Source organism: Cryobacterium sp. Y57 (assembly GCF_002929505.1).
Taxonomy (GTDB): domain Bacteria; phylum Actinomycetota; class Actinomycetes; order Actinomycetales; family Microbacteriaceae; genus Cryobacterium.
The window spans coordinates 162,244-182,526 of the sequence record NZ_PJJL01000072.1 but is presented as its reverse complement, the minus strand read 5'-3'; the positions used below and the strand labels follow the sequence as shown (position 1 = coordinate 182,526).

Annotated in this window: 20 protein-coding genes and 2 tRNA genes; 9 read left to right on the top strand and 13 right to left on the bottom strand. The window is 59.6% G+C overall.

Annotated features, from left to right (window positions below; all coding sequences use genetic code 11):
- Positions 1-49: 49 nt before the first annotated feature.
- On the top strand, positions 50-1,744 hold the full coding sequence (gene pknB, locus CXY72_RS16520; RefSeq protein WP_104128764.1) for a Stk1 family PASTA domain-containing Ser/Thr kinase: 1,695 nt from the start codon (positions 50-52) through the stop codon (positions 1,742-1,744).
- A gap of 184 nt (positions 1,745-1,928) precedes the next feature.
- Here the strand turns inward: pknB and CXY72_RS16515 are convergent, their stop codons facing one another.
- Both CXY72_RS16515 and CXY72_RS16510 read right to left on the bottom strand, forming a co-directional pair.
- On the bottom strand, positions 1,929-2,567 hold the full coding sequence (locus CXY72_RS16515) for an aminodeoxychorismate/anthranilate synthase component II (RefSeq protein WP_104128763.1): 639 nt from the start codon (positions 2,565-2,567) through the stop codon (positions 1,929-1,931).
- Between the two features lie 167 nt (positions 2,568-2,734).
- Positions 2,735-3,553, bottom strand: coding sequence for a class E sortase (locus tag CXY72_RS16510; protein ID WP_233197899.1), 819 nt, complete (start codon positions 3,551-3,553; stop codon positions 2,735-2,737).
- Positions 3,554-3,632: 79 nt separating this feature from the next.
- On the opposite strand from CXY72_RS16510, the gene CXY72_RS16505 reads away from it, so the two are divergent.
- Positions 3,633-3,878 carry a cell division protein CrgA gene (locus CXY72_RS16505; RefSeq protein ID WP_104128762.1) on the top strand — a complete coding sequence of 82 codons (246 nt, stop codon included), beginning with the start codon at positions 3,633-3,635 and terminating at the stop codon, positions 3,876-3,878.
- A 162-nt stretch (positions 3,879-4,040) separates the two neighbouring features.
- Here CXY72_RS16505 and CXY72_RS16500 read toward each other — a convergent pair whose 3' ends face one another.
- Both CXY72_RS16500 and CXY72_RS16495 read right to left on the bottom strand, forming a co-directional pair.
- Positions 4,041-4,739 carry a rhomboid family intramembrane serine protease gene (locus tag CXY72_RS16500; RefSeq protein WP_370446272.1) on the bottom strand — a complete coding sequence of 233 codons (699 nt, stop codon included), beginning with the start codon at positions 4,737-4,739 and terminating at the stop codon, positions 4,041-4,043.
- A gap of 164 nt (positions 4,740-4,903) precedes the next feature.
- Positions 4,904-5,443 (bottom strand): peptidylprolyl isomerase, encoded by a 540-nt coding sequence (locus CXY72_RS16495; protein ID WP_104128760.1) that lies wholly within the window; start codon positions 5,441-5,443, stop codon positions 4,904-4,906.
- Positions 5,444-5,596: 153 nt separating this feature from the next.
- Between CXY72_RS16495 and CXY72_RS16490 the strand changes: the two genes are divergently transcribed.
- Positions 5,597-6,121 carry a hypothetical protein gene (locus tag CXY72_RS16490; RefSeq protein ID WP_104128759.1) on the top strand — a complete coding sequence of 175 codons (525 nt, stop codon included), beginning with the start codon at positions 5,597-5,599 and terminating at the stop codon, positions 6,119-6,121.
- Positions 6,122-6,320: 199 nt separating this feature from the next.
- On the opposite strand, the gene CXY72_RS16485 is transcribed toward CXY72_RS16490, so the two are convergent.
- From CXY72_RS16485 to dnaA, 9 genes are all read right to left on the bottom strand, one after another.
- A tRNA-Ala gene (locus tag CXY72_RS16485) sits at positions 6,321-6,393 on the bottom strand.
- Between the two features lie 59 nt (positions 6,394-6,452).
- Positions 6,453-6,526, bottom strand: a tRNA-Ile gene (locus CXY72_RS16480).
- 139 nt (positions 6,527-6,665) lie between these two features.
- On the bottom strand, positions 6,666-7,070 hold the full coding sequence (locus CXY72_RS16475; RefSeq protein WP_104128758.1) for a DUF3566 domain-containing protein: 405 nt from the start codon (positions 7,068-7,070) through the stop codon (positions 6,666-6,668).
- The gene (gene gyrA / locus CXY72_RS16470) at positions 7,063-9,627 is read right to left on the bottom strand and encodes a DNA gyrase subunit A (protein ID WP_233197922.1); all 2,565 of its coding nucleotides are present in this window, start codon (positions 9,625-9,627) and stop codon (positions 7,063-7,065) included. Before gyrA ends, CXY72_RS16475 begins: the two co-directional genes overlap by 8 nt.
- Positions 9,628-9,703: 76 nt before the next feature.
- Positions 9,704-11,734: a DNA topoisomerase (ATP-hydrolyzing) subunit B gene (gene gyrB / locus CXY72_RS16465; protein ID WP_104128756.1), complete on the bottom strand. Its 2,031-nt coding sequence runs from the start codon at positions 11,732-11,734 to the stop codon at positions 9,704-9,706.
- A 121-nt stretch (positions 11,735-11,855) separates the two neighbouring features.
- Complete coding sequence (locus CXY72_RS16460; RefSeq protein WP_104128755.1) at positions 11,856-12,395, bottom strand: DUF721 domain-containing protein; 540 nt, start codon at positions 12,393-12,395, stop codon at positions 11,856-11,858.
- Entirely contained in the window at positions 12,388-13,554 is a 1,167-nt protein-coding gene (gene recF / locus CXY72_RS16455) for a DNA replication/repair protein RecF (protein WP_104128754.1), read from the bottom strand. The genes CXY72_RS16460 and recF overlap by 8 nt, the downstream gene beginning before the upstream one ends.
- A gap of 5 nt (positions 13,555-13,559) precedes the next feature.
- Positions 13,560-14,717: a DNA polymerase III subunit beta gene (gene dnaN / locus CXY72_RS16450; protein WP_104128753.1), complete on the bottom strand. Its 1,158-nt coding sequence runs from the start codon at positions 14,715-14,717 to the stop codon at positions 13,560-13,562.
- Positions 14,718-15,201: 484 nt separating this feature from the next.
- Positions 15,202-16,620 carry a chromosomal replication initiator protein DnaA gene (dnaA, locus tag CXY72_RS16445; protein WP_104128752.1) on the bottom strand — a complete coding sequence of 473 codons (1,419 nt, stop codon included), beginning with the start codon at positions 16,618-16,620 and terminating at the stop codon, positions 15,202-15,204.
- A 472-nt stretch (positions 16,621-17,092) separates the two neighbouring features.
- Between dnaA and rpmH the strand changes: the two genes are divergently transcribed.
- The 6 genes from rpmH to rsmG all read left to right on the top strand — a co-directional run bounded on the left by rpmH (position 17,093) and on the right by rsmG (position 20,245).
- Positions 17,093-17,230: a 50S ribosomal protein L34 gene (rpmH, locus tag CXY72_RS16440; protein WP_010204566.1), complete on the top strand. Its 138-nt coding sequence runs from the start codon at positions 17,093-17,095 to the stop codon at positions 17,228-17,230.
- A complete protein-coding gene (gene rnpA / locus CXY72_RS16435; RefSeq protein WP_370446271.1) occupies positions 17,169-17,630 on the top strand; it encodes a ribonuclease P protein component in 462 nt (153 codons plus the stop codon). The genes rpmH and rnpA overlap by 62 nt, the downstream gene beginning before the upstream one ends.
- Positions 17,627-17,938: a membrane protein insertion efficiency factor YidD gene (gene yidD, locus CXY72_RS16430; RefSeq protein WP_104128750.1), complete on the top strand. Its 312-nt coding sequence runs from the start codon at positions 17,627-17,629 to the stop codon at positions 17,936-17,938. Before rnpA ends, yidD begins: the two co-directional genes overlap by 4 nt.
- Positions 17,939-17,946: 8 nt before the next feature.
- Positions 17,947-18,921 carry a membrane protein insertase YidC gene (gene yidC, locus CXY72_RS16425; protein ID WP_104128749.1) on the top strand — a complete coding sequence of 325 codons (975 nt, stop codon included), beginning with the start codon at positions 17,947-17,949 and terminating at the stop codon, positions 18,919-18,921.
- Positions 18,922-18,932: 11 nt separating this feature from the next.
- Complete coding sequence (locus CXY72_RS16420; RefSeq protein ID WP_233197897.1) at positions 18,933-19,523, top strand: R3H domain-containing nucleic acid-binding protein; 591 nt, start codon at positions 18,933-18,935, stop codon at positions 19,521-19,523.
- A 68-nt stretch (positions 19,524-19,591) separates the two neighbouring features.
- Entirely contained in the window at positions 19,592-20,245 is a 654-nt protein-coding gene (gene rsmG, locus CXY72_RS16415) for a 16S rRNA (guanine(527)-N(7))-methyltransferase RsmG (protein WP_104128748.1), read from the top strand.
- The last annotated feature ends 38 nt before the right edge of the window (positions 20,246-20,283 follow it).

Sequence of the window (20,283 nt, the reverse complement as noted above, 5' to 3'; positions counted from 1 at the left end):
TCACTGTGTCCAACCCGAATACGGTGTCTGATTGTGGGGGAGTACGTACGTGGCTGACTCTGGTCGCTTGATCGCCGGTCGCTATCGTGTCGGGGCCCTGCTCGGTCGTGGTGGCATGTCCGATGTGCACATCGGCACCGATTCCCGGCTCGGTCGCACGGTGGCGATCAAGCTGCTCAAGTCGACCCTCGCGGCCGATCCCGCGTTTCGCACGCGCTTCCGCCAGGAAGCGCAGGCTGCCGCGCGGATGGCGCACCCCACGATTGTGCGTGTGTTCGATGCCGGTGAGGAAACCGTGACCGATGAGTCGGGCCACGACTCGCAGGTTCCGTTTATCGTCATGGAACACGTCGACGGTCGGCTACTGAAGGACATCATCCGTGAGGGTGCGATCGAACCCGCAGAGGCTGTGCGCATCATCGACGGGGTTCTGACCGCTCTCGAATACTCGCACCGGGCAGGCGTCGTACACCGCGATATCAAACCAGGCAACATCATGATCACCAAGTCCGGTCGGGTGAAGGTGATGGACTTCGGCATCGCCCGCGCTATCTCCGACTCGGCCACGACGGTCGCCCAGACCACGGCAATCCTTGGCACCGCTGCCTATTTCTCCCCCGAGCAGGCCAAGGGTGAGTCCGTCGATGCGCGCACCGATCTCTATTCGACCGGTGTGGTGCTGTTCGAGATGCTCACCGGTCGACCGCCGTTTCGCGGTGATACGCCCGTTGCAGTCGCCTACCAGCACGTCAGTGAGATGCCGGTCAAACCGTCTGCGCTCAACCCGAAAGTGTCGCCGGCCCTCGACTCGGTCGTGCTGCACGCCCTGGCCAAGGACCGATTCGCCCGTTATCAGAGCGCCGTCGAGTTTCGAGGCGATGTCGAGACCGCCGGATCCGGCCAGATTCCACTCCATCACGCCGGCGAAGAGGTCGGCGCCGGACTTTTCGGCGCCGCGCCCACCGCTGTGACCGGTTCGGCCCTGGCCCTCAAGCAGCTCTCCGAAGATCCGACTATGGTGCGCACGCAGCGGCGTCCTCCGGTGATCTGGGTGTGGGCTGGAATCGTCTGCGTCGTCGTCATCGTCGTGGCGGTCATGATCTGGGTGGCGAACCTGCAACCGTCGGTGGAACTGCCCGATAGCTCACGAAAGGTGCCCTCACTCACTGGCCAGAGTTACGATGAGGCCCAAAACACGCTTCTCGACCTGGATCTCGCGGCCACCCGTGCTGAGGAGTCGAGTACCACGGTGCCCGCCGATCAGGTGATTCGCACCGACCCTCCGGCCGACACCATCGTCAACCCCTCGGACGTGATCAAGGTCTTCGTCTCCACCGGCCCGGTACCCGTTGTGGTTCCCGACGTCACCAACCAACCCATAGCAGATGCCCAGGCCGCGATCGAAGGGCTCGGTTTCGTCTCCGGATCGGTCACCGCTGAGAATTCGCCGACCGTGGCCATCGACGTGGTCATCCGCACCGATCCGGCCGCCGCCGCATCCGAGTTTTCCGGCGTGATCGTGAACTACACCGTCTCAAGCGGGCGCGTCACCCTCGGCGACCTGACCGGCCAGTCCCTCGTGGCCGCGATCGACCTCGTCAACAATGAAAGCCTCGTGCCGGATTCTCAGCCGGATTACACCTGCGCCCAGCAATCCGGTTCCCCGATCAAGACTCAGTCCCTGGCGCCCGGCGACGTCCCGCAACGTTCCGAGATCATCCTGACCTACTGCGCCGGCACCTAGCACCCCGTGGACGGGGCCCGGGCCCCGTCCACGGGCCCAGTTTATAACCTGGGCCCGTGGCTATAGGGTTGGCCCCGCAGCCTGGTCGTCGCCGCCACCTTGGGGGCCTCCAGCGTCTTTGCTGCCCCGATCAGGGCCAAAACACGCGCCTGCCCGGATTAGGGCCAAAACTCGCGGGATGGACTCAGGTGAGGCGTAACAGCGGATGCAGAGACTTCGCGGTCTCCCGCGCACCCTCCAGGCCGGCCAAGGCCAGCCAGTTACCAAGCATGAGGTAGCCGCCCTCGGTGAGCACCGACTCCGGGTGAAATTGCACGCCCAGAATGGGAGCGGATGCGTGCCGCAGCCCCATAATTACGCCGCCCTGCGTGCGTGACGTCACGATGAGGTCACTCGGAACCGTCGACGCGACGACGGCGAGCGAGTGGTACCGGGTGGCCGTGAATGGCTGCGGTACACCGCCGTAGAAGTCGCTGCCGTCGTGCGTGATGAGTGATGTTTTACCGTGCATGAGTTCTTCGGCATTGGTCACCGTGGCACCGAATGCTTCAGCGATGGCCTGATGGCCCAGGCACACGCCGAACAGGGGCAGGTCGGTGCTCAGTGCTGCTTCGACGACGGCAATGGACACACCAGCGTCCGACGGCTTACCAGGACCCGGCGAGATCAAAACACCGTCAAAGTCGGCGAGGCGGGAGACGGCATCCGCTTTTTCGAAGGAGTCGTTGCGCACGACTTCGGTATCCGCGCCGAGTTCCATCAGATAACCGTTGAGCGTATAGACAAAACTGTCGTAATTGTCGATCACGAGAATACGGGTCATGAGCCGCCCACTGTCGCTTCCTGATTGTTGAGAATGCCGTCGATCCACGGGTACGTCCAAGTGACGAGTACGGCGAGTACCGCCATCAGCAGGATCAGAACAAGAATAATGCGCACCCAGATTGGTCCGGGAAGAACACGCCATAGTGCTGCGTAGATGGAAGCCTCCTAGCCCTGTGCTGCGATGATCGGTGCGAGTTCGGCGGGAGCGCCGACCGCGAGCGGCTGCCACGATTCGAACACGCCGTAAGCGATGATACGTTCCGCGGTGGAATAGAGCGGATTGCAGCTGGTCAGGGTGATGATGCGGTCGACGGCGCTCGCGTTGGGATGGTTCGGAACGGATGCCAGCACCTGTACCTGCGAGGGCGCCACGTACTCGGTATCGCGATACCGGTAGGTGTAGTAGCCGTCGGCCGTCTGAACGTAGATGGCATCTCCGAGCTGCAGTTCATGGATCAGATGCATACCACCGCCGAAAGCGCTGCGATGGGCGGCAAGGGCGAAGTTGCCCACCTCCCCCGGCATTTGCGTGCCCTCATAGTGCCCGATGCCCAGTCGATTGCTGTTCAAGACGTCGTGGCTGGTGCCCTCGGCAATGGTGCGGTGATAATCAGCTCCGAAACGGGGAACGTACAGCACCGCGAAAGCTGTGGCGTGAGCTGGAACGGCGGGCACGATCGGTGCTCCGTTGTCGACGGGGACCGGTTCGGTACTCGGCTTGGCTGGATCGACGATGGGAATTGGTATCGGTGTTGACGTGTTTTGGTCGATCCAGTCCTGGCTGATCTCGCTTGCAGCTGAGGTCTGTGAGTTCGCCATGATCATGTCATTCCACCACAGCTGCCAGCCGAGAAAAAGCAACACGAGGATGCCTGCGGTGACGAGAAGTTCGCCCAGCACGCCGATGACGGTAATCTTGCCCGATTTCGCCCGGCGTGGGCGCATGCTGACGATCTCGATCGGATCATCTGCCTGAGGACACATGCAACCAGTCTACCGACCGGATTGGCATCGAGGCCCGCGTCACATCCACTCAAACAGGCGAAGACGCTAGGATCGCAGAATGGCACGTAAGAATCCTCGCACCCGGTCCGTCCGCACCGACGTTGCCCGCTCGAACGAGGACGCGCCCAACGCCGTCTGGTTCAAGCCGGTCATGTTCGGTTTCATGCTGCTTGGTCTGGCTTGGATCATCGTGTTCTACGTCAGTGGCAGCCAACTTCCCATCGCGGGGCTCGGTGCCATGAATATCCTGGTCGGGTTTGGAATCGCCTTCATCGGCTTTCTCATGACCACCCGCTGGCGCTAACTCTCCGGTCCGACCGGCAACCGTTCGCGAACTGTTCATCGAACGCTCACGGCCCGGTCACCGAGGCCTTGTAGTGGCGGTAATGACAACGGTGTAATTATCCCCATGTGGATAAACCTGTGGATAACTCAGAGTGGAAACGGGGAGCGAACCCGCCGCCCGCTATCCCACCGGTGCGAGCAGACTCAGAATCCTGAGTATGGCAATAGCCACAAAGAGAACGGCAACTGCCGCGATCAAAACGATCTGCAGGCCTTTTTGGTTGGGTCGACGGGTGCGCATGAGCACGAACCCGATCAGCGCGCCCCCGACGATGCCGCCGAGGTGGGCTTGCCATGCGATACCGGGAATGAAACTCACGACGACGTTGATACCGAGGAGCACCAGCAGTTGCTTTGAGTTTCCCCCCAGACCGCGTTGAATGATCAGGAATGCACCCATGAGGCCGAATAGAGCCCCTGATGCCCCGACAACGGAGGTGAACGGCGCCAGAACCAGAACGCCGACCGAACCAGCGAACCCGCTGATCAGATACAGGGCCAGAAAACGTCCGCGTCCGAGCATTCCCTCCAGCATCGGACCGAATAGCCACAGCGCGTACATGTTCAGCAGTACGTGAAACGGCAGCCCTCCCTGCGAATGCAGAAAGACACTGGTCAACATGCGCCAGGGCTCAACGATGGTGAGCGCGGGTATGTAAGCGAATCGTTGGGTGATCCCGAGGCCCGGGATCCATTGCAGCACGAACATGAATACGGTCAGCGCGATGAGGGCATAGGTGACCGTCGGCTGGCCACTGCCGGTCAATCTGGTGAGCACGGCTGGTTTGGTGCGGGGGGCGTTCTTACGCTGGATTTTCATGCACTCAGGGCAGATAACCCCGACTGCAGCCTGGGTTTGGCATTCGGTGCAGATGGTGCGACCGCAACGTTGACACAGAATGAAGCTCTGCCGCCCCGGATGGCGGTAACAAAAATTCGCCGCCGAGACCGGCAGATCACTCATTCTCTGTACGGGGATACTGGTTAGACGGACTCGACAGAAACGCTCTGAATGGAAACGTCCTCGAGGGGACGGTCGCGGCCATCCGTGGCGACGGTGGCGAGCTTGGCGACGATTGCGCGACTGTCTTCGTCTTCGACAGCACCAAAGATGGTGTGCTTGCCCTGCAGCCACGTGGTCGGAACAACAGTGATGAAGAACTGCGAGCCGTTCGTGCCGTGGCCACCCTGGATCCCAGCGTTTGCCATGGCCAACACGTAGGGCTGGGTGAAGTCGAGGTCGGGGCTGATTTCGTCATCGAACTGGTAGCCCGGGCCACCGGTGCCCTGGCCGAGCGGGTCGCCGGCCTGGATCATGAAGTCTTTGATGATGCGGTGAAAGATTGTTCCGTCGTAGAGCGGTGCAGAGGAGGCGGCGCCCGTTGCGGGGTGCTTCCACTCGATTTCGCCGGTCGCAAGACCGACAAAATTCTTCACCGTTTTCGGCGCGTGATTGCCGAAGAGGTTGACCTTGATGGGTCCGAGGGTGGTATTCAGGGTGGCGACAGCGGTGTGCTTAGACATACCCCCGATTCTTGCACAGCAATCTCCACCGAATCTGACTCCCAGCGTGCGCTCCCAGTGCATTCGCTGGTAAGGCGAAGATTGAGTAGCATGATGGGCACTCAGTGGCAAGATGGATATACATTCGCCACACGACATCGATGGAGGGTCTAGATGAGCCTGTCACGCAAGCGCCGCAAGGAACTCACTCGGCTGCGCACAAGCGCAGACGAATTATGGAGCCACCAACAAGAGGTTTTGGAGCGGGCCAATGTTCTCGCTCGCCAAGCCGGTCACCACGCCGGCGTTCTCGCGCGCGAAGAGGTCGGTCCGCGCGTTCGCGAGGGCTATGACCACTACGTTCGCCCGAGCGTGAATGCCACCCACGACGTCGCCGACGGTGTGCGACGCCGCGTGGTCAACGACGTCCTACCCGGAATCGGGACCGCGATCGGAACGGTCATGTCCGTCGGGGACGTTGCACGCGACGCCCGCGTGCGGGCTGCGCTGAGCCGCATCCGCTTTCAGAAGCCCGTTGTGGTCGAACCGAAGGGCCCCGGGGCCGGTACGTACTTCGCCCTCGGCTTGGCCGTCGTCGCCGCCGTAGGCGTCGCGTACGCCGTCTGGCAGACTTTTCGCGCCGACGACGAGCTCTGGGTCACCGATGATGAGGTCGAACCGGGCACGCAAGAAGACTAGGCGAACGCCACCAGCTCGAGCAGGGCCCGCATCCATCGGATGTGGGTCCTGCCGCGTTAAGCGCGGTATCAGCCAACACGGCCCCTGCTGCGGGCTGTAGAGCAGCACTACAGATGCCTGCCCACCGTTGGCGAACAACACCGCGACACCGCACGGTACACAAAAGGCCCGTCCGAAGACGAGCCTTGTGCCTGAACTGTGGAGCCACGGGGAATCGAACCCCGGACCTCCTGCTTGCAAAGCAGGCGCTCTACCAATTGAGCTATGGCCCCGATTTCTCAGGCCGAACATTCAGCGCAAGCGCTGGGTTCGAAGTGAATCTGGTACTGCGTGGGGATACCGGGATTTGAACCTGGGACCTCTTCATTATCAGTGAAGCGCTCTAACCAACTGAGCTATATCCCCCTCTTGAGCAGATTGAAGACTACCGGAATCTGGCCGGAACCTGAAATCGAGTCATCCTCCCGGGGGAGAAACACCGTGAATTCGGCTTACGAGGGCTGTTTCAGGGTGAAAACAGCCCTCAATCGCGCAAAAAAAATGATTAGTTATTGGTGAAGCCGACGAGGAGGCCGCCGGTGATTTTGACACTCAAGTTGTACAGCACGGCGTAGATGGCACCGAGAGCGGTGATTACGACAATGTTCAGCACGGCCACGACGACCGCGAAGCCCATGACATTGCCGATCGAGAGGATGGCGGCCAGATCGGCCGATTCTCCCGCCACGGTTGCGTACAGCTCGTCAACCGTGGTCAACACCTCGGTCTGCACCAGAACGGTGTAGGTGAGGAACGTCGCCACGATCGTGACGATGGCGAGGCAGACCGCCACTAGGAATGACAGTTTTACGCTCGACCAGAAGTCAACGTAGACCAGTTTGAGGCGAACCTGCTTGCTCGCGGTCTTGCGAGTGGACTTTTTGGCGAGTTTTTCGGCAACGCTACTCATTCGGTGTCTCTACTTTCCCTGAATCCGCGTTTGGAACAGCGTCCTCCGCAGCAGTGGTGTCGATGGCACCAGCTGGTGTATCGGCATCCGTAACACCTTCTTCGTCGGTGGCGACCAGATTACGTTCGATGTTTTTCGCGATGGAAATGATTCGGTCGTCATCCGCGAACTTCGCGAACACAACGCCCATCGTGTCCCGACCCTTGGCCGGAACCTCAGCGACGTCAGAGCGTACCACCTTGCCACTGGCAAGAACCACAAGGACCTCATCCTCGGGGTTGACAATCAACGAACCGACGAGGTCGCCACGATCCTCGTTGAGCTTGGCCACCTTGATCCCAAGGCCTCCGCGATTTTGCAGGCGGTATTGGTCAGCGGCGGTGCGCTTGGCGTAACCACCCTCTGTCACCACGAAGACATAGCCATCATCGTTGATAACGGATGCATCCAGCAGGTTGTCCTCACCGCGAAAGTGCATTCCAATCACGCCGGACGTGCTGCGCCCCATCGGGCGCAACGCCTCGTCGGTCGCGGTGAAACGAATCGACATGCCCTTGCGAGAAACCAATAGCAGGTCGGAGTCATCTTCAACGAGCAGGGCGGACACGAGCTCGTCGCCTTCACGCAGCTTGATCGCGATGATGCCGCCGGTGCGATTGGTGTCGTACTCACTGAGCGCCGTCTTCTTGATCAAGCCGTTTCGGGTAGCGAGGGTCAGATACTGGGCCACTTCGTAGTCGCGAATATCGAGGATCTGCGCGATTTCCTCTCCCGGCTGCAGCGCGAGCAGATTGGCCACGTGCTGGCCCTTGGCGTCGCGGCCGGATTCCTGGGCTTCATAGGCCTTGGCCCGGTAAACCCGACCGGTGTTGGTGAAGAACAACAGCCAGTGGTGCGTAGTGGTAACGAAAAAGTGTTCGACCACGTCGTCCGCGCGCAACTGCGCGCCCTTGACTCCCTTACCGCCGCGGTGCTGGTTGCGGTAGTTGTCGCTGCGGGTGCGCTTGATGTAGCCGCCACGCGTGACGGTAACCACCATCTCCTCCTCGGGGATGAGGTCTTCCACCGACATGTCGCCGTCGAAACCGAACATGATCTCGGTACGACGATCGTCGCCGAACTTTGCGGTGATCTCGGCGAGTTCTTCACTGATGATCGTTCGCTGACGCTCAGGGCTGGCCAGAATCGACTTGAATTCCGCGATCTGCAGTTCGAGTTCGGCAGCCTGGTCGATGATCTTTTGACGCTCGAGGGCGGCAAGGCGCCGCAGCTGCATGGTGAGGATCGCGTCGGCCTGCAACCTGTCGACGTCGAGCAGGGCCATGAGGCCCTCGCGGGCGTCGTCGACCGTGTTCGAGCGACGGATGAGCGCGATCACCTCATCGAGGGCGTCGAGCGCCTTGAGGTAGCCGCGCAAAATGTGCGCATCCGCCTCGGCCTTGTTCAGCCGGAACTGGGTGCGCCGAACGATTACCTCGACCTGATGAGCGACCCAGGTCGAGATGAAACCATCAAGGGCGAGCGTACGCGGGACGCCGTCGACGATGGCGAGCATGTTCGCACCGAAGTTCTCCTGCAACTGCGTGTGCTTGTAGAGGTTGTTCAGCACGACCTTGGCAACAGCATCGCGCTTGAGCACGATGACAAGGCGCTGGCCGGTGCGTCCACTGGTCTCATCGCGGATGTCCGCAATGCCGGTGACTTTGGCATCCTTGACCAGGTCAGCGATCTTGATCGCGAGGTTGTCGGGGTTCACTTGGTAGGGAAGTTCGGTGATAACGAGGCAGGTGCGGCCCTGCAACTCTTCGATACTCACGACCGCCCGCATGGTGATCGAGCCACGCCCGGTGCGATAGGCGTCCTGAATACCCTTGACACCGAGAATCTGGGCGCCGGTGGGAAAGTCCGGGCCCTTGATGCGAGAAATCAGCGCCTCAAGCAACTCATCGCGCGTAGCGTCGGGATTCTCCAGATACCACTGAGCGCCAGCGGCAACCTCACGCAGGTTGTGCGGTGGAATGTTGGTGGCCATACCGACCGCGATTCCGACCGAGCCGTTGACCAACAGGTTCGGAAAACGGGCCGGCAGCACGGTCGGCTCGAGCGTACGGCCGTCGTAGTTGTCCTGAAAATCAACGGTGTCCTCGTCGATGTCCCGAACCATTTCCATGGCCAGGGGGGCCATTTTGGTCTCGGTGTACCGAGGGGCTGCAGCACCATCGTTGCCGGGGGAACCGAAGTTGCCCTGGCCGAGGGCGAGCGGATACCGCAGGCTCCACGGCTGAACAAGACGCACGAGCGCGTCATAAATCGACGAGTCACCGTGCGGATGGAATTGTCCCATCACGTCTCCGACGACGCGGGCGCACTTGGAGAAGGCCTTGTCCGGCCGGTAACCGCCGTCGAACATGGCGTATATCACACGTCGGTGCACGGGCTTCATACCATCGCGCACGTCGGGCAACGCGCGCCCGACGATGACGCTCATCGCGTAGTCGAGATAGGAACGCTGCATTTCCAGCTGAAGGTCGACCTGGTCGATCTTGCCGTGCTGCACGAGGTGGGCTGCCGCAGCGGCCGCGGTTGCAGCCGTCGCGTCCGGGTTGGTCGAGTCGGAGTTGCCCGTAATGTCGTCAGATGTCAAGGAAACGCACGTCCTTCGCGTTTTTCTGAATGAAGTTGCGTCGTGATTCGACGTCTTCACCCATCAGGGTGGAGAAGATCTCGTCGGCAGATGCCGCGTCGTCCAGGGTGACCTGCAGCAGGGTGCGGGATTCGGGGGCCATGGTCGTCTCCCACAGTTCCTTGTAGTCCATCTCACCGAGGCCCTTGTAGCGCTGGATGCCGTTGTCTTTCGGGATGCGCTTGCCGGACGCTGCTCCGTCGGCCAGGAGCGCATCGCGCTCTAGGTCGGAGTACACGTACTGGTGGGCAGAGTTGCTCCACTTGAGACGGTACAGCGGCGGTTGAGCGAGGTACACGTAGCCCAGGTCGATCAGCGGGCGCATGTAGCGAAACAGCAGGGTGAGAAGCAGGGTGGTGATGTGCTGGCCGTCGACATCGGCGTCGGCCATCAAAACAATTTTGTGATACCGAACCTTGTCGGGGTTGAATTCTTCCCCCATGCCGGCGCCGAAGGCCGTGATCATCGCTTGAACCTCATTGTTACCGAGGGCACGGTCCAGGCGCGCCTTCTCTACATTGAGGATCTTGCCGCGAAGGGGCAGGATGGCCTGGAATTCGGGGTTACGCCCCTGCACGGCCGAGCCGCCGGCCGAGTCTCCCTCCACGATGAAAATCTCGGAGAGTGACGGGTCCTTACTCTGGCAGTCCTTGAGCTTTCCTGGCATACCTCCGCCCTCGAGCAATCCTTTGCGGCGCGCGGTTTCGCGGGCCTTTCGGGCTGCCATTCGAGCGTTTGATGCCTGCAGGGACTTGCGGATGATTTCGCGGGCCGGGTTCGGATTGCGGTTGAACCAGTCGGTGAGCTGATCGTTGGCGACCTTCTGTACGAAAGATTTCGCCTCGGTATTGCCGAGCTTGGTCTTGGTCTGGCCTTCAAACTGTGGTTCGGCGAGCTTGATCGATACGACCGCTGTCAAACCCTCGCGAACGTCGTCGCCGGTGAGGTTGTCATCCTTCTCTTTCAGGATGCCTTTCTCACGGGCGTACTTGTTCACCAGCGTGGTCAGTGCGGCGCGGAAACCTTCTTCGTGCGTTCCGCCCTCGTGCGTGTTGATCGTGTTCGCGTAGGTGTGCACGCTCTCGGTGTAGGCAGTGGTCCACTGCATGGCCACTTCGAGGGCCATCTTGCGTTCCTGGTCTTCCCACTCGAACGAGATGATCTCATCGTTGACGAGGTCGGCCTTCTTGGCGCGATTGAGGTATTCGACGTAGTCGACGAGGCCCTGGTCATACTTGAAGGTGTTGCTGATGGCTTTGCCATCATCCGTCTGGTGGTCTTCACGCTCGTCGGTGAGGGTGAGGCGCAGGCCTTTATTGAGAAAGCCCATCTGCTGAAAACGCCCGCGCAGGGTTTCGTAGTCGAACTCGATGGTCTCGAAAGTTTCCGCACTCGGCCAGAACGTAATGGTCGTTCCGGTTTCATCGTTGGCTTCACCCTGTTCGAGGGGAGCGTTCGGAACTCCGTTAGCGAAGCTTTGACGCCAGATATATCCCTGGCGGCGTACCTCGACCTCGAGACGGCTTGACAGGGCGTTGACGACGGAACTTCCCACGCCGTGCAGACCACCGGAGACGGAATAGCCTCCGCCGCCGAACTTACCTCCGGCGTGGAGCACGGTGAGTACTACCTCGACGGTCGAGCGTCCCTCTGCCTTATGGATGTCGACTGGTATGCCGCGGCCGTTGTCCTCGACGCGAATCGCGCCATCGGCCAGGATTCGAATGTCGATGGTGTCACAGTGGCCTGCAAGAGCCTCATCGACGGAGTTGTCGACGATCTCATACACGAGATGGTGTAGCCCACGTGGCCCAGTGGACCCGATGTACATTCCGGGTCGCTTACGAACGGCCTCCAGGCCTTCAAGCACCTGGATATCATCGGCACCGTATTCATGCTCCGGTTCCCGCTCCCCCTGTTGCTGGGAAATGACTGGGGATATATCTGGGGACGAGCGTTCGGGCGTCGGTTCAACTGTCATCTGAAATTAGGCTCCTGACCATCGCACGGGCGACCCTTCAGTCTACCAAAGAGGGGAAGACGAACAGGCCATAATCGCCGTTTGAGGCGTTTTGTTCAAGGGGTTGACCTTAAATGTGGGGTTACCCGTAGGTATCGCGTGGACCACGCCCTGGAATTGATCTGGGACCCTTTTTCCAGGACGGTGCGTTGGGTCCTTGGAAACGAATTGACTGAATACCAGCATGCGGGTAGCGATTCGCAATATGTTCCATGATCACATTGCGCATGAGTCGCAATTGGGTCGCCCAGGCGGTGGATTCACAGCGCACCGTGAGCACCCCGTCGTCGATTCCGGCCGGGGTCGAATGGTTGGCAGTTTCTTCGCCCGCAAGCTCTGCCCACGTCGCGAGCAGTTCAGACTGGGCCAACGGTGAGTTCCACCCCAACTGCAGGGTCAGCGAATTGATCGTGTCACCGAGACCGCGCGGGTCACGTCCGATCCCGAACGGGACACTCGAGCCGGCAACCGGCGCAATTCGCTTACGACCGCGCACACGCCTGGCATTGGGATCGCCGAAAATACTCTTGAAACGCAGGTAGACGTTGGTAGCTTCACTGGAACTAAATTCCACCGAATCGTCGACTCCGGTTGTTTCACGTGGAACATTTTCGTCAACCATTAGTGACGACTCCGGCATGAATATGGATGGTGTGTGCCACAAGCGCTGCGGGAACGTCTTCGAGAACCGCGGCCGTGATCAAAACCTGTTCGTACGACTCGATCGCGGTGGCCAACCTGGCCCGGCGGTCCAGATCCAGCTCGGCAAAAACGTCATCGAGGATCAACACCGGGTCGCCGCTGGCTGACTCCTGCCGCAACAACGAAGCGGATGCAAGTTTCAACGACAGCGCGAACGACCACGATTCCCCATGGCTGGCATATCCCTTGGCCGGCAAGGCATTGAGCATGAAAACCAGGTCATCGCGGTGCGGTCCAGCCAGAGTGATGCCTCGCTCCAGCTCGCGCTTTCGTAGGCCGACCAGCGCCGCGCGAAAAACCTCAGTGGTGGATGATTCCACCGACGCCGCCGGTTGGGCGCCGATGGGGGCGACCAAGCCGAGATCGGCGTCTTCATCAGCACCAAGGATGCTCAAGCTCGCGACCAATGCCGGACCATGGTCTTCATTGACGACGGCTCGATACGCCGCGCGCAACGGCTCACCGAGCTGACGCACAAGTTTGGCGCGTTCGTCGATGATTTCAGAACCGAACTCCACGAGCCGCTCATCCCAAATTTCGAGGGTCGAGAGCTGGTTACCGCGCACTCCCGATGCTCGAGCCGATTTGAGTAAGGTATTGCGTTGCTTGAGCACACGGTCATAATCGCTGAGCACTGCAGCCAGGCGCGGATTGCGCAGCACCAAAAGCTGGTCGAGAAACTTGCGACGCCCCGATGGGTCGCCCCGTACGAGGGCGAGATCCTCCGGTGCAAAGACCACACTTGAAAAATATCGAGGCAGATCACGAGTCTTGATAACCGACCGATTGACCTGCGCCCGGTTTTGACCGGAGCGGTTGAGCTGTACCTCGGCCAGGATATCGCGGCCGTTGTATTCGAGTCTGGCTCGAATTATGCCGGCGTCCTGGCCGGCTCGAATCATGGCCTTATCCGTGGAGACTCGGTGCGACCCTAGCGTGCTGAGAAAGCCGAGGGCCTCGACCAAGTTGGTTTTTCCCTGTCCATTTCGCCCGACGATGAGGTTCGGACCCGGAACAAAAGCAACCTCGGCGTTCGAGTAGTTTCGAAAGTCGGTTAGTGAGAGGTGGGTAACCCGCACCGGCGTTAGCGCAGCAGCAGGTTAGGCTGGAGCAGATACTTATAGCTGTCCACTCCGGCTTGCTCGCGCGAGGTCTGGCTGGTGATCAACACCGGCCCGGGTTTATTCGGATTCTCTGTTTTCGTGAAGGAGATCCGCACAAATTCGGAGCGGACAGCGCTGAGCCCATCGAGAAGAAACTGTGGCTTGAGTGAAACGACGGTCTCGGTCCCGGACAGGATGGCATCGATGGTTTCTGAGGCCTGTGCCTGCTCGGAGCCGACGGCTTCCAGGGTGACCCCGTCAGTGGCAAAGGTGAAACGTAGTGCGGCTTCACGTTCGAGGACAAGTTGCACGCGCCGTGTGGCTTCGATGAGGTCAGCCGTGTTCATCACCGCGTAGTTGTCAACGGTGGCGGGGAACAGTCGGCGAACCGGAGGGAAATTGCCTTTGATGAGCAACGAGGTCACGGTCTTTTTGTTCGCGGTGAACGCGATCAGTTCGCGATCGTCGCTGTTGGTGATGGAGACTGAGATGGTTCCGCTGTGGCCGAAAGTCTTACCGACTTCCTGCAGGGTACGAGCCGGTACAAGGGCCGTGACGGTACCTGGGGCGCCGTCTTCGGTGTTACTGCCCGGGTCCCAGTCAATTTCTCGAACCGCAACGCGGTACCGGTCGGTGGCGACCAGGCTCAGGCTGTTTTCGGTGACCTCAAGCTGTACACCGGTGATAACAGGGGTGACGTCATCTCGTGACGCCGCCACAGCGACCTGGGCGACAGCCGCAGCGAATTCTTCAGCCGGCACCAGTCCGGATTGAGTCGTGACGATAGGGATACTGGGGTATTCCTCAACCGGCATAGACAAGAGGGTGAAGCTCGCAGAGCCGCAGCTGACCTTGATGCGGGAGTCTTCCGTGGAAAAACGTACGGGTGCGTTGGGCAGACGGCTGGCAATTTCAGCGAGTAAGCGGCCCGACACGAGAACCTTGCCGGTCTCCTCAACCTCGGCCAGGATCTCTGTTTGAGCAGAGACCTCATAGTCGAACGACGAGAGAATCAAGCCGGTGGCGGTGGCTTCGATGAGGACACCACTAAGGATTGGCAGGGTGGTGCGCTGGGGTAGAAGTTTGACCGCGAAGGACACTGCTTCGCTGAAGACATCCCGATTGGCCTGAAATCTCACGAAACATTCCTTGCGTTCGATGGGCGGATGGGTGGTCCTCAATGCTAGCTGTGTTCATGGGCTGGTTCGTTACCGTCGTGGTTGATCGGCGCCAGCCGTCAAGGTTGTCGGCTAGATCAAGGTTAAGAAATTCTTGTTAATCTTCTTAACCGTTGTGGAAACTGTGGATAACTCTGTGAAAACCGCTCAAGCATTGGGAATTACACGTTTGTAAGTTGTGGGCGAGCTGTGGAAGTTTGTCATTCGTTTGGGCAAGCGCGGCGCGGAGGAATTACACGTTTCCACAGGGTGCCCTTGAGTTTCTACAGGCGATGACCGGTTGTGTGAGTTAATTCCACAGGGTTATCCACAGGTGTGAAAACTGAAAAAAAATTCGGCCCCTCCGGGTCTAAACAGGTCGAACCTGCTTAAAACGTCCGGAGGGACCGCTCAAACTGACATGTCGCAGCGCCGGTTGTCACGTGCCCGCATAGATGGGTGTGCCCTACTTGTACCGGTGATCCTGCTTGATGCGGTTGGTCAACTCGGTGACCTGGTTGTAAATCGAGCGACGTTCCTTCATCAGTTCACTGATCTTCTTGTTCGCGTACATCACGGTCGTGTGGTCGCGATTACCGAATAATTGCCCGATTTTGGGCAGGGACAGATTCGTGAGTTCACGGCACAGGTACATGGCAATTTGGCGGGCTGTCGCGATGGCCTGAGACCGGCTCGATCCGTAGAGGTCATCAACGGACAATTTGAAGTAGTTGGCCGTGTTCGTAATGATGTCAACTGGAGCGATGACGTTGTCCTCGTCCAGGGTGATCAGGTCTTTCAGCACGGTCTGCACGAGATCCATATCCACCGGCGTGCGATTGAGGCTAGCGAACGCGGTGACCCGAATCAGAGTGCCTTCAAGTTCACGAATGTTGGACGAGACCTTCGACGCCATGAACTCGAGAATGTCGTGTGGCACCTGCAGTTTTTCGCTCTGCGCCTTTTTTCGCAGGATCGCGATGCGGGTTTCCAGGTCCGGAGCCTGGACATCCGTGATCAGGCCCCACTCAAAGCGGCTGCGCATGCGGTCTTCAAAGCCGGTGAGGTGTTTGGGAGGGAGATCGCTTGTGATCACTACCTGCTTGTTGTGGTCGTGCAGGGTGTTGAAAGTGTGGAAAAAAGCTTCCTGGGTTTCCGCTTTGTTTTGAAGAAACTGGATGTCATCGATCATGAGAATGTCGATGTTTCGATATCGAGCCTGAAAAGCCGAGCCGCGGTTGTTGGCGATGGAGTTGATGAAGTCGTTGGTGAACTCCTCCGAACTGACATAGCGCACGCGGATCCCGGGGTACAGGCTCATGGCGTAGTGGCCGATCGCGTGCAGAAGATGTGTCTTGCCGAGGCCCGATGAACCGTAGATAAAAAGCGGGTTGTACGCCTTGGCCGGTGCTTCGGCCACCGCGACGGCGGCAGCATGGGCAAATCTGTTTGACTGTCCGATCACGAAGTTGTCAAAACTGTATTTGGGGTTGAGCCGGGTTTCGTGGGGCTGTGCCGGGACGGCGCCTTCAAAAACCGATTGCGCGGGGGCGGGAGTGATGACGTCCGGCGGGGTCATTGTTTGCTGCACCGGTCGCAACGATTCCTGCTCGAGTTCGGGGTTGACGACCACATAGAAAGTTGACACGGCAGTCGCTTCATCGAGCTGGCCCATTGCTGTCAGCAGGGGAACGCGCATCCGCTGGTTGAGCATGCTTGCCGTGAACTCGTTGGGGACCTCCAGATAGAAGGTGCCAGCCGCGATGCCCTTCGGCTCGACCAGGCTGAGAAACCCGTACAGCATGGGTGTGATGGTGGCGTCGGATTCCAACGTGGTCAGAACAGACCGCCATGTTTCAGCTATCGGCGCTTCTACGTCTGCCATTGTTCCTACAATCTGTGCATTTCGAGTTTTCACTGTTGGGCGACCGGCGGATGCGGGTGGCTTCATGCCGCACACCGGCCGCCGGCCCTACCGGCCCGCGTGAGGCGAGTTTCGGACGTCCGTGTGAGTTTCTTGGTCCGAACTCATCGTTAAAGTTATCCACCGCCTGTGTACAAAATCAGCTGAATTCTCAGGTTGGTGTGTCCAACCTGTGGATAACTTGACTTTACGGTAGTCACTGCCGTGCAGCGAGGCGAATTCATCGGGCGCTACGCATCCTCTCTTCGGCATTTACGTTGGAGTCATTATTGTGCAGAATCCCCCGATTCGGACTCTGAGTTTGACCAGGCGTGGCCGAGGCCGTAGTTTTAATCAGTTGACCCCATCCCGTGGGCTTCCATACTCTGTGCGCGCTGTTGTTTGGCCGAAGGGAATTTGGCCAGCGGTGATTCAAATACGTGGAGATTGAATTATGAGCAAGAGAACTTTCCAGCCGAACAACCGCCGTCGCGCCAAGGTGCACGGCTTCCGCCTGCGGATGCGCACCCGTGCGGGCCGCGCCATCCTCGGTGCTCGCCGTCGCAAGGGTCGCACCGAACTCTCAGCGTAGGTTTCGTGGTCGCCGGGTTCTCGTGCTCGCTCACGTAAATCGCATTACGAGCGGCAGTGACTATCAAGGCGTCGTTCGGCGAGGTGTGCGCATTGTTGGCGTGCATACCGTTCTTTATGTGCGAAAAAGCGCTGGAGATCAATCCGATGTTGCCGGTGTTCCGGTTCGTTTCGGCTTTATCGTCGCGAAGAATGTGGGTGACGCTGTGAAACGCAATCTCGTTCGGCGTCGCCTCAAGGCAGTCACCTTCGAACTGCTCCCACTGGTTCCGGCAGGAACGGATGTTGTCATCCGTGCTCTGCCGGGGGCGAGCAAGATCGCGTGGCAGGCGCTGCGCGACGAAGTCCACCGTTCCCTCTCCCGCCCGCAATCTGCGCGAAAGAACAGCGTGGGCCGATGAATTCGATACTCCCGACGATTATCTTGATACCCCGCAACGTTGGTGTCGTGGTTCTTCGCGTGTATCGAGCCGTGATCTCTCCACTCTATGGAGATGTGTGCCGGTTTTACCCGTCGTGTTCGGCCTACGCACTAGGGGCCGTTCAGGAACACGGACTAGCGTGGGGCTGCGCTCTTGCTGCGCGCAGGCTGAGCCATTGTCATCCGTGGTCACCAGGCGGCATTGATGATGTACCACTCAAAAGCAATCGCCGCTTTCGTCTGACGTCGTTCGGTTTTGTTGTCGCACCTAGCCACGGAAAGGGCTAACCCACAGTATGGACCTCATAGGTACGATCCTCTGGCCTCTGAAATGGGTGGTCGAGCTGCTGCTCGTCGCCTTCCACGGGCTTTTTTCCAGCTTGGGGATGGGCTACAACGACGGCATCACCTGGGTGCTGTCCATCGTCGGCCTCGTCTTGGTCGTGCGTGCCGCCCTGATTCCCGTCTTCGTCCGGCAAATCAAGAGCCAGCGCAAGATGCTCGAGGTGGCTCCGCAGCTCAAGAAGATCCAAGACAAGTACAAGGGGAAAAAAGACCAGTTCTCCCGCGAGGCGATGTCCCGCGAGACCATGGCCATGTACAAGAAGACCGGGACCAACCCGCTCAGCTCCTGCCTGCCACTGCTCTTGCAGATGCCGATCTTCTTCGCCCTGTTCTCGGTGCTGAACGACGCCCAGAAGTCCAACGCCGGTGTCGGCCCGCTCAACCAGAGCCTTGCCGAGAGCTTCGGTAACGCCAAACTGTTCGGCAATGCGCCGCTGCACGACACCTTTGCCTCCCAGTGGTCACTGTGGACCGCCGGTGACCCCTTCAACGGGACCGTCATGATCATTGCGGCCACCATGGTGGTGCTGATGACCGCGTCGCAGTTCATCACGCAGTTGCAGATCGTTTCCAAGAACATGTCGCCGGAAACCAAGGCGAGTCCGATGTTCAAACAGCAGCGCATCATGCTCTACCTCCTCCCCCTCGTCTTCGCCTTCTCCGGTGTTGCGTTCCCGCTCGGCGTGATGTTCTACTGGCTCACTTCCAATATCTGGACCATGATTCAGCAGTTCCTGGTCATTCGAAACATGCCGACTCCTGGCAGCGAAGCCGCCAAGGCGCGCGAAGAGCGTTTGGCGCGTAAAGGCAAGCTCATCGCGACCGATGGTGACATCATTGTGGTGGAGGAGCCTGCCAAGCCCGTTCAGCGCCAGCAGCCGGTCGGTAGGGCCCGCGCCAAAAAACAAACCGGCCCGAAGAAGTAGTGGAGATCACCGTGACGGACAAAACCGACCTCACCGAAGTGGGCACTGTCACTGCTGACACTGCTGATGTGACTTCTCACACAACGGATTCCTCATCCGGCGCTTCCGAAACGAAGAGCGTAACCGAGGCCCCCCTTACGACCGATCAGCTTGAGCGTGAGGGCGACATTGCCGCCGACTACATCGAGGAATTTCTCGATATTTGCGACCTCGATGGCGACATCGACATCGAGGCCCGCAATGGACGGGCTTACTTAGCGGTCAAAGCGTCGGACGCCGACAATCTGCGAGTGCTTTCCAAACCAGATACGGTCAACGCCCTGCAGGAGCTGACTCGCCTCGCGGTGCAGAATAAGACAGGCTCGTTCTCGCGCCTGATCCTGGATATCGGTGGATCTCGCGAGATGCGCGAAGCTGAGCTCGCCACCCTCGTAGCCCACGCTATCGAGCGGATCGAGGGCGGCGCGACCGCGGCCGACCTGCCGCCCATGTCCTCCTACGAGCGCAAACTCGTGCACGACATCGTGGCAGCCAGTAATGGGTACCGGTCAGAGTCGTCCGGTGAAGGCCGCGATCGCCACACCGTCATCACCGCAGCGTAAACTCGTTGCTTATGTCGCAATCTGTAACACCGGAGCCGATCCGTGCTGCTTCGAACACGCCGGGATCCATGCCGGCGTCAGGGAGCGCGCCTGATCCGGTCACACTGGAGATTGAACCGTTAGCGGCGATCAGCCTTCTCGGTCCGCAAATTGATCTTATGCGGGCGTTCACGACTAATTTAGCTGATCAGGGCGAAATTTTGGGGCTAATTGGTCCACTAGAACTTCCGCGCCTGTGGTCACGTCACATTCTCAATTGCGCCATTGTGGCGCCGCTGTTACGCCCCGGCCGCGTGGGGGACGTTGGTTCCGGTGCTGGTCTTCCCGGTGTCGTGCTGGCCATCGCCCGGCCCGACGTGAACTTCGTGCTGATCGAACCGATGGAACGTCGGGTTGCCTGGCTGAATGACCAGGTTACTGCCCTGCAGTTGTCGAATGTGACCGTGGTGCGTGCTCGTGCCGAAGATACACGCCTGGCGCAGCCACTCGATCAGGTGACTGCTCGAGCGGTGAGTGCGTTCAGCAAGCTGATTCCGCTGACTGCTCCCCTGCTGCGCAGTGGTGGTGAGCTCATTCTGATGAAAGGTGAGGGGGCCGAGCGTGAGATCGAGGCGGCCGCGAAACCGATGCGTAAATATCACCTGAGCAAGGTTGAGGTAATTACCCTCGGCGCTGGCGTGCTGCCTGAGGTAACCCGGGTCATCAGAGCTACAGTGGAGTAGTCCCGATTAGCACTGGATTTGGTGTTCGGGGGTCCCTT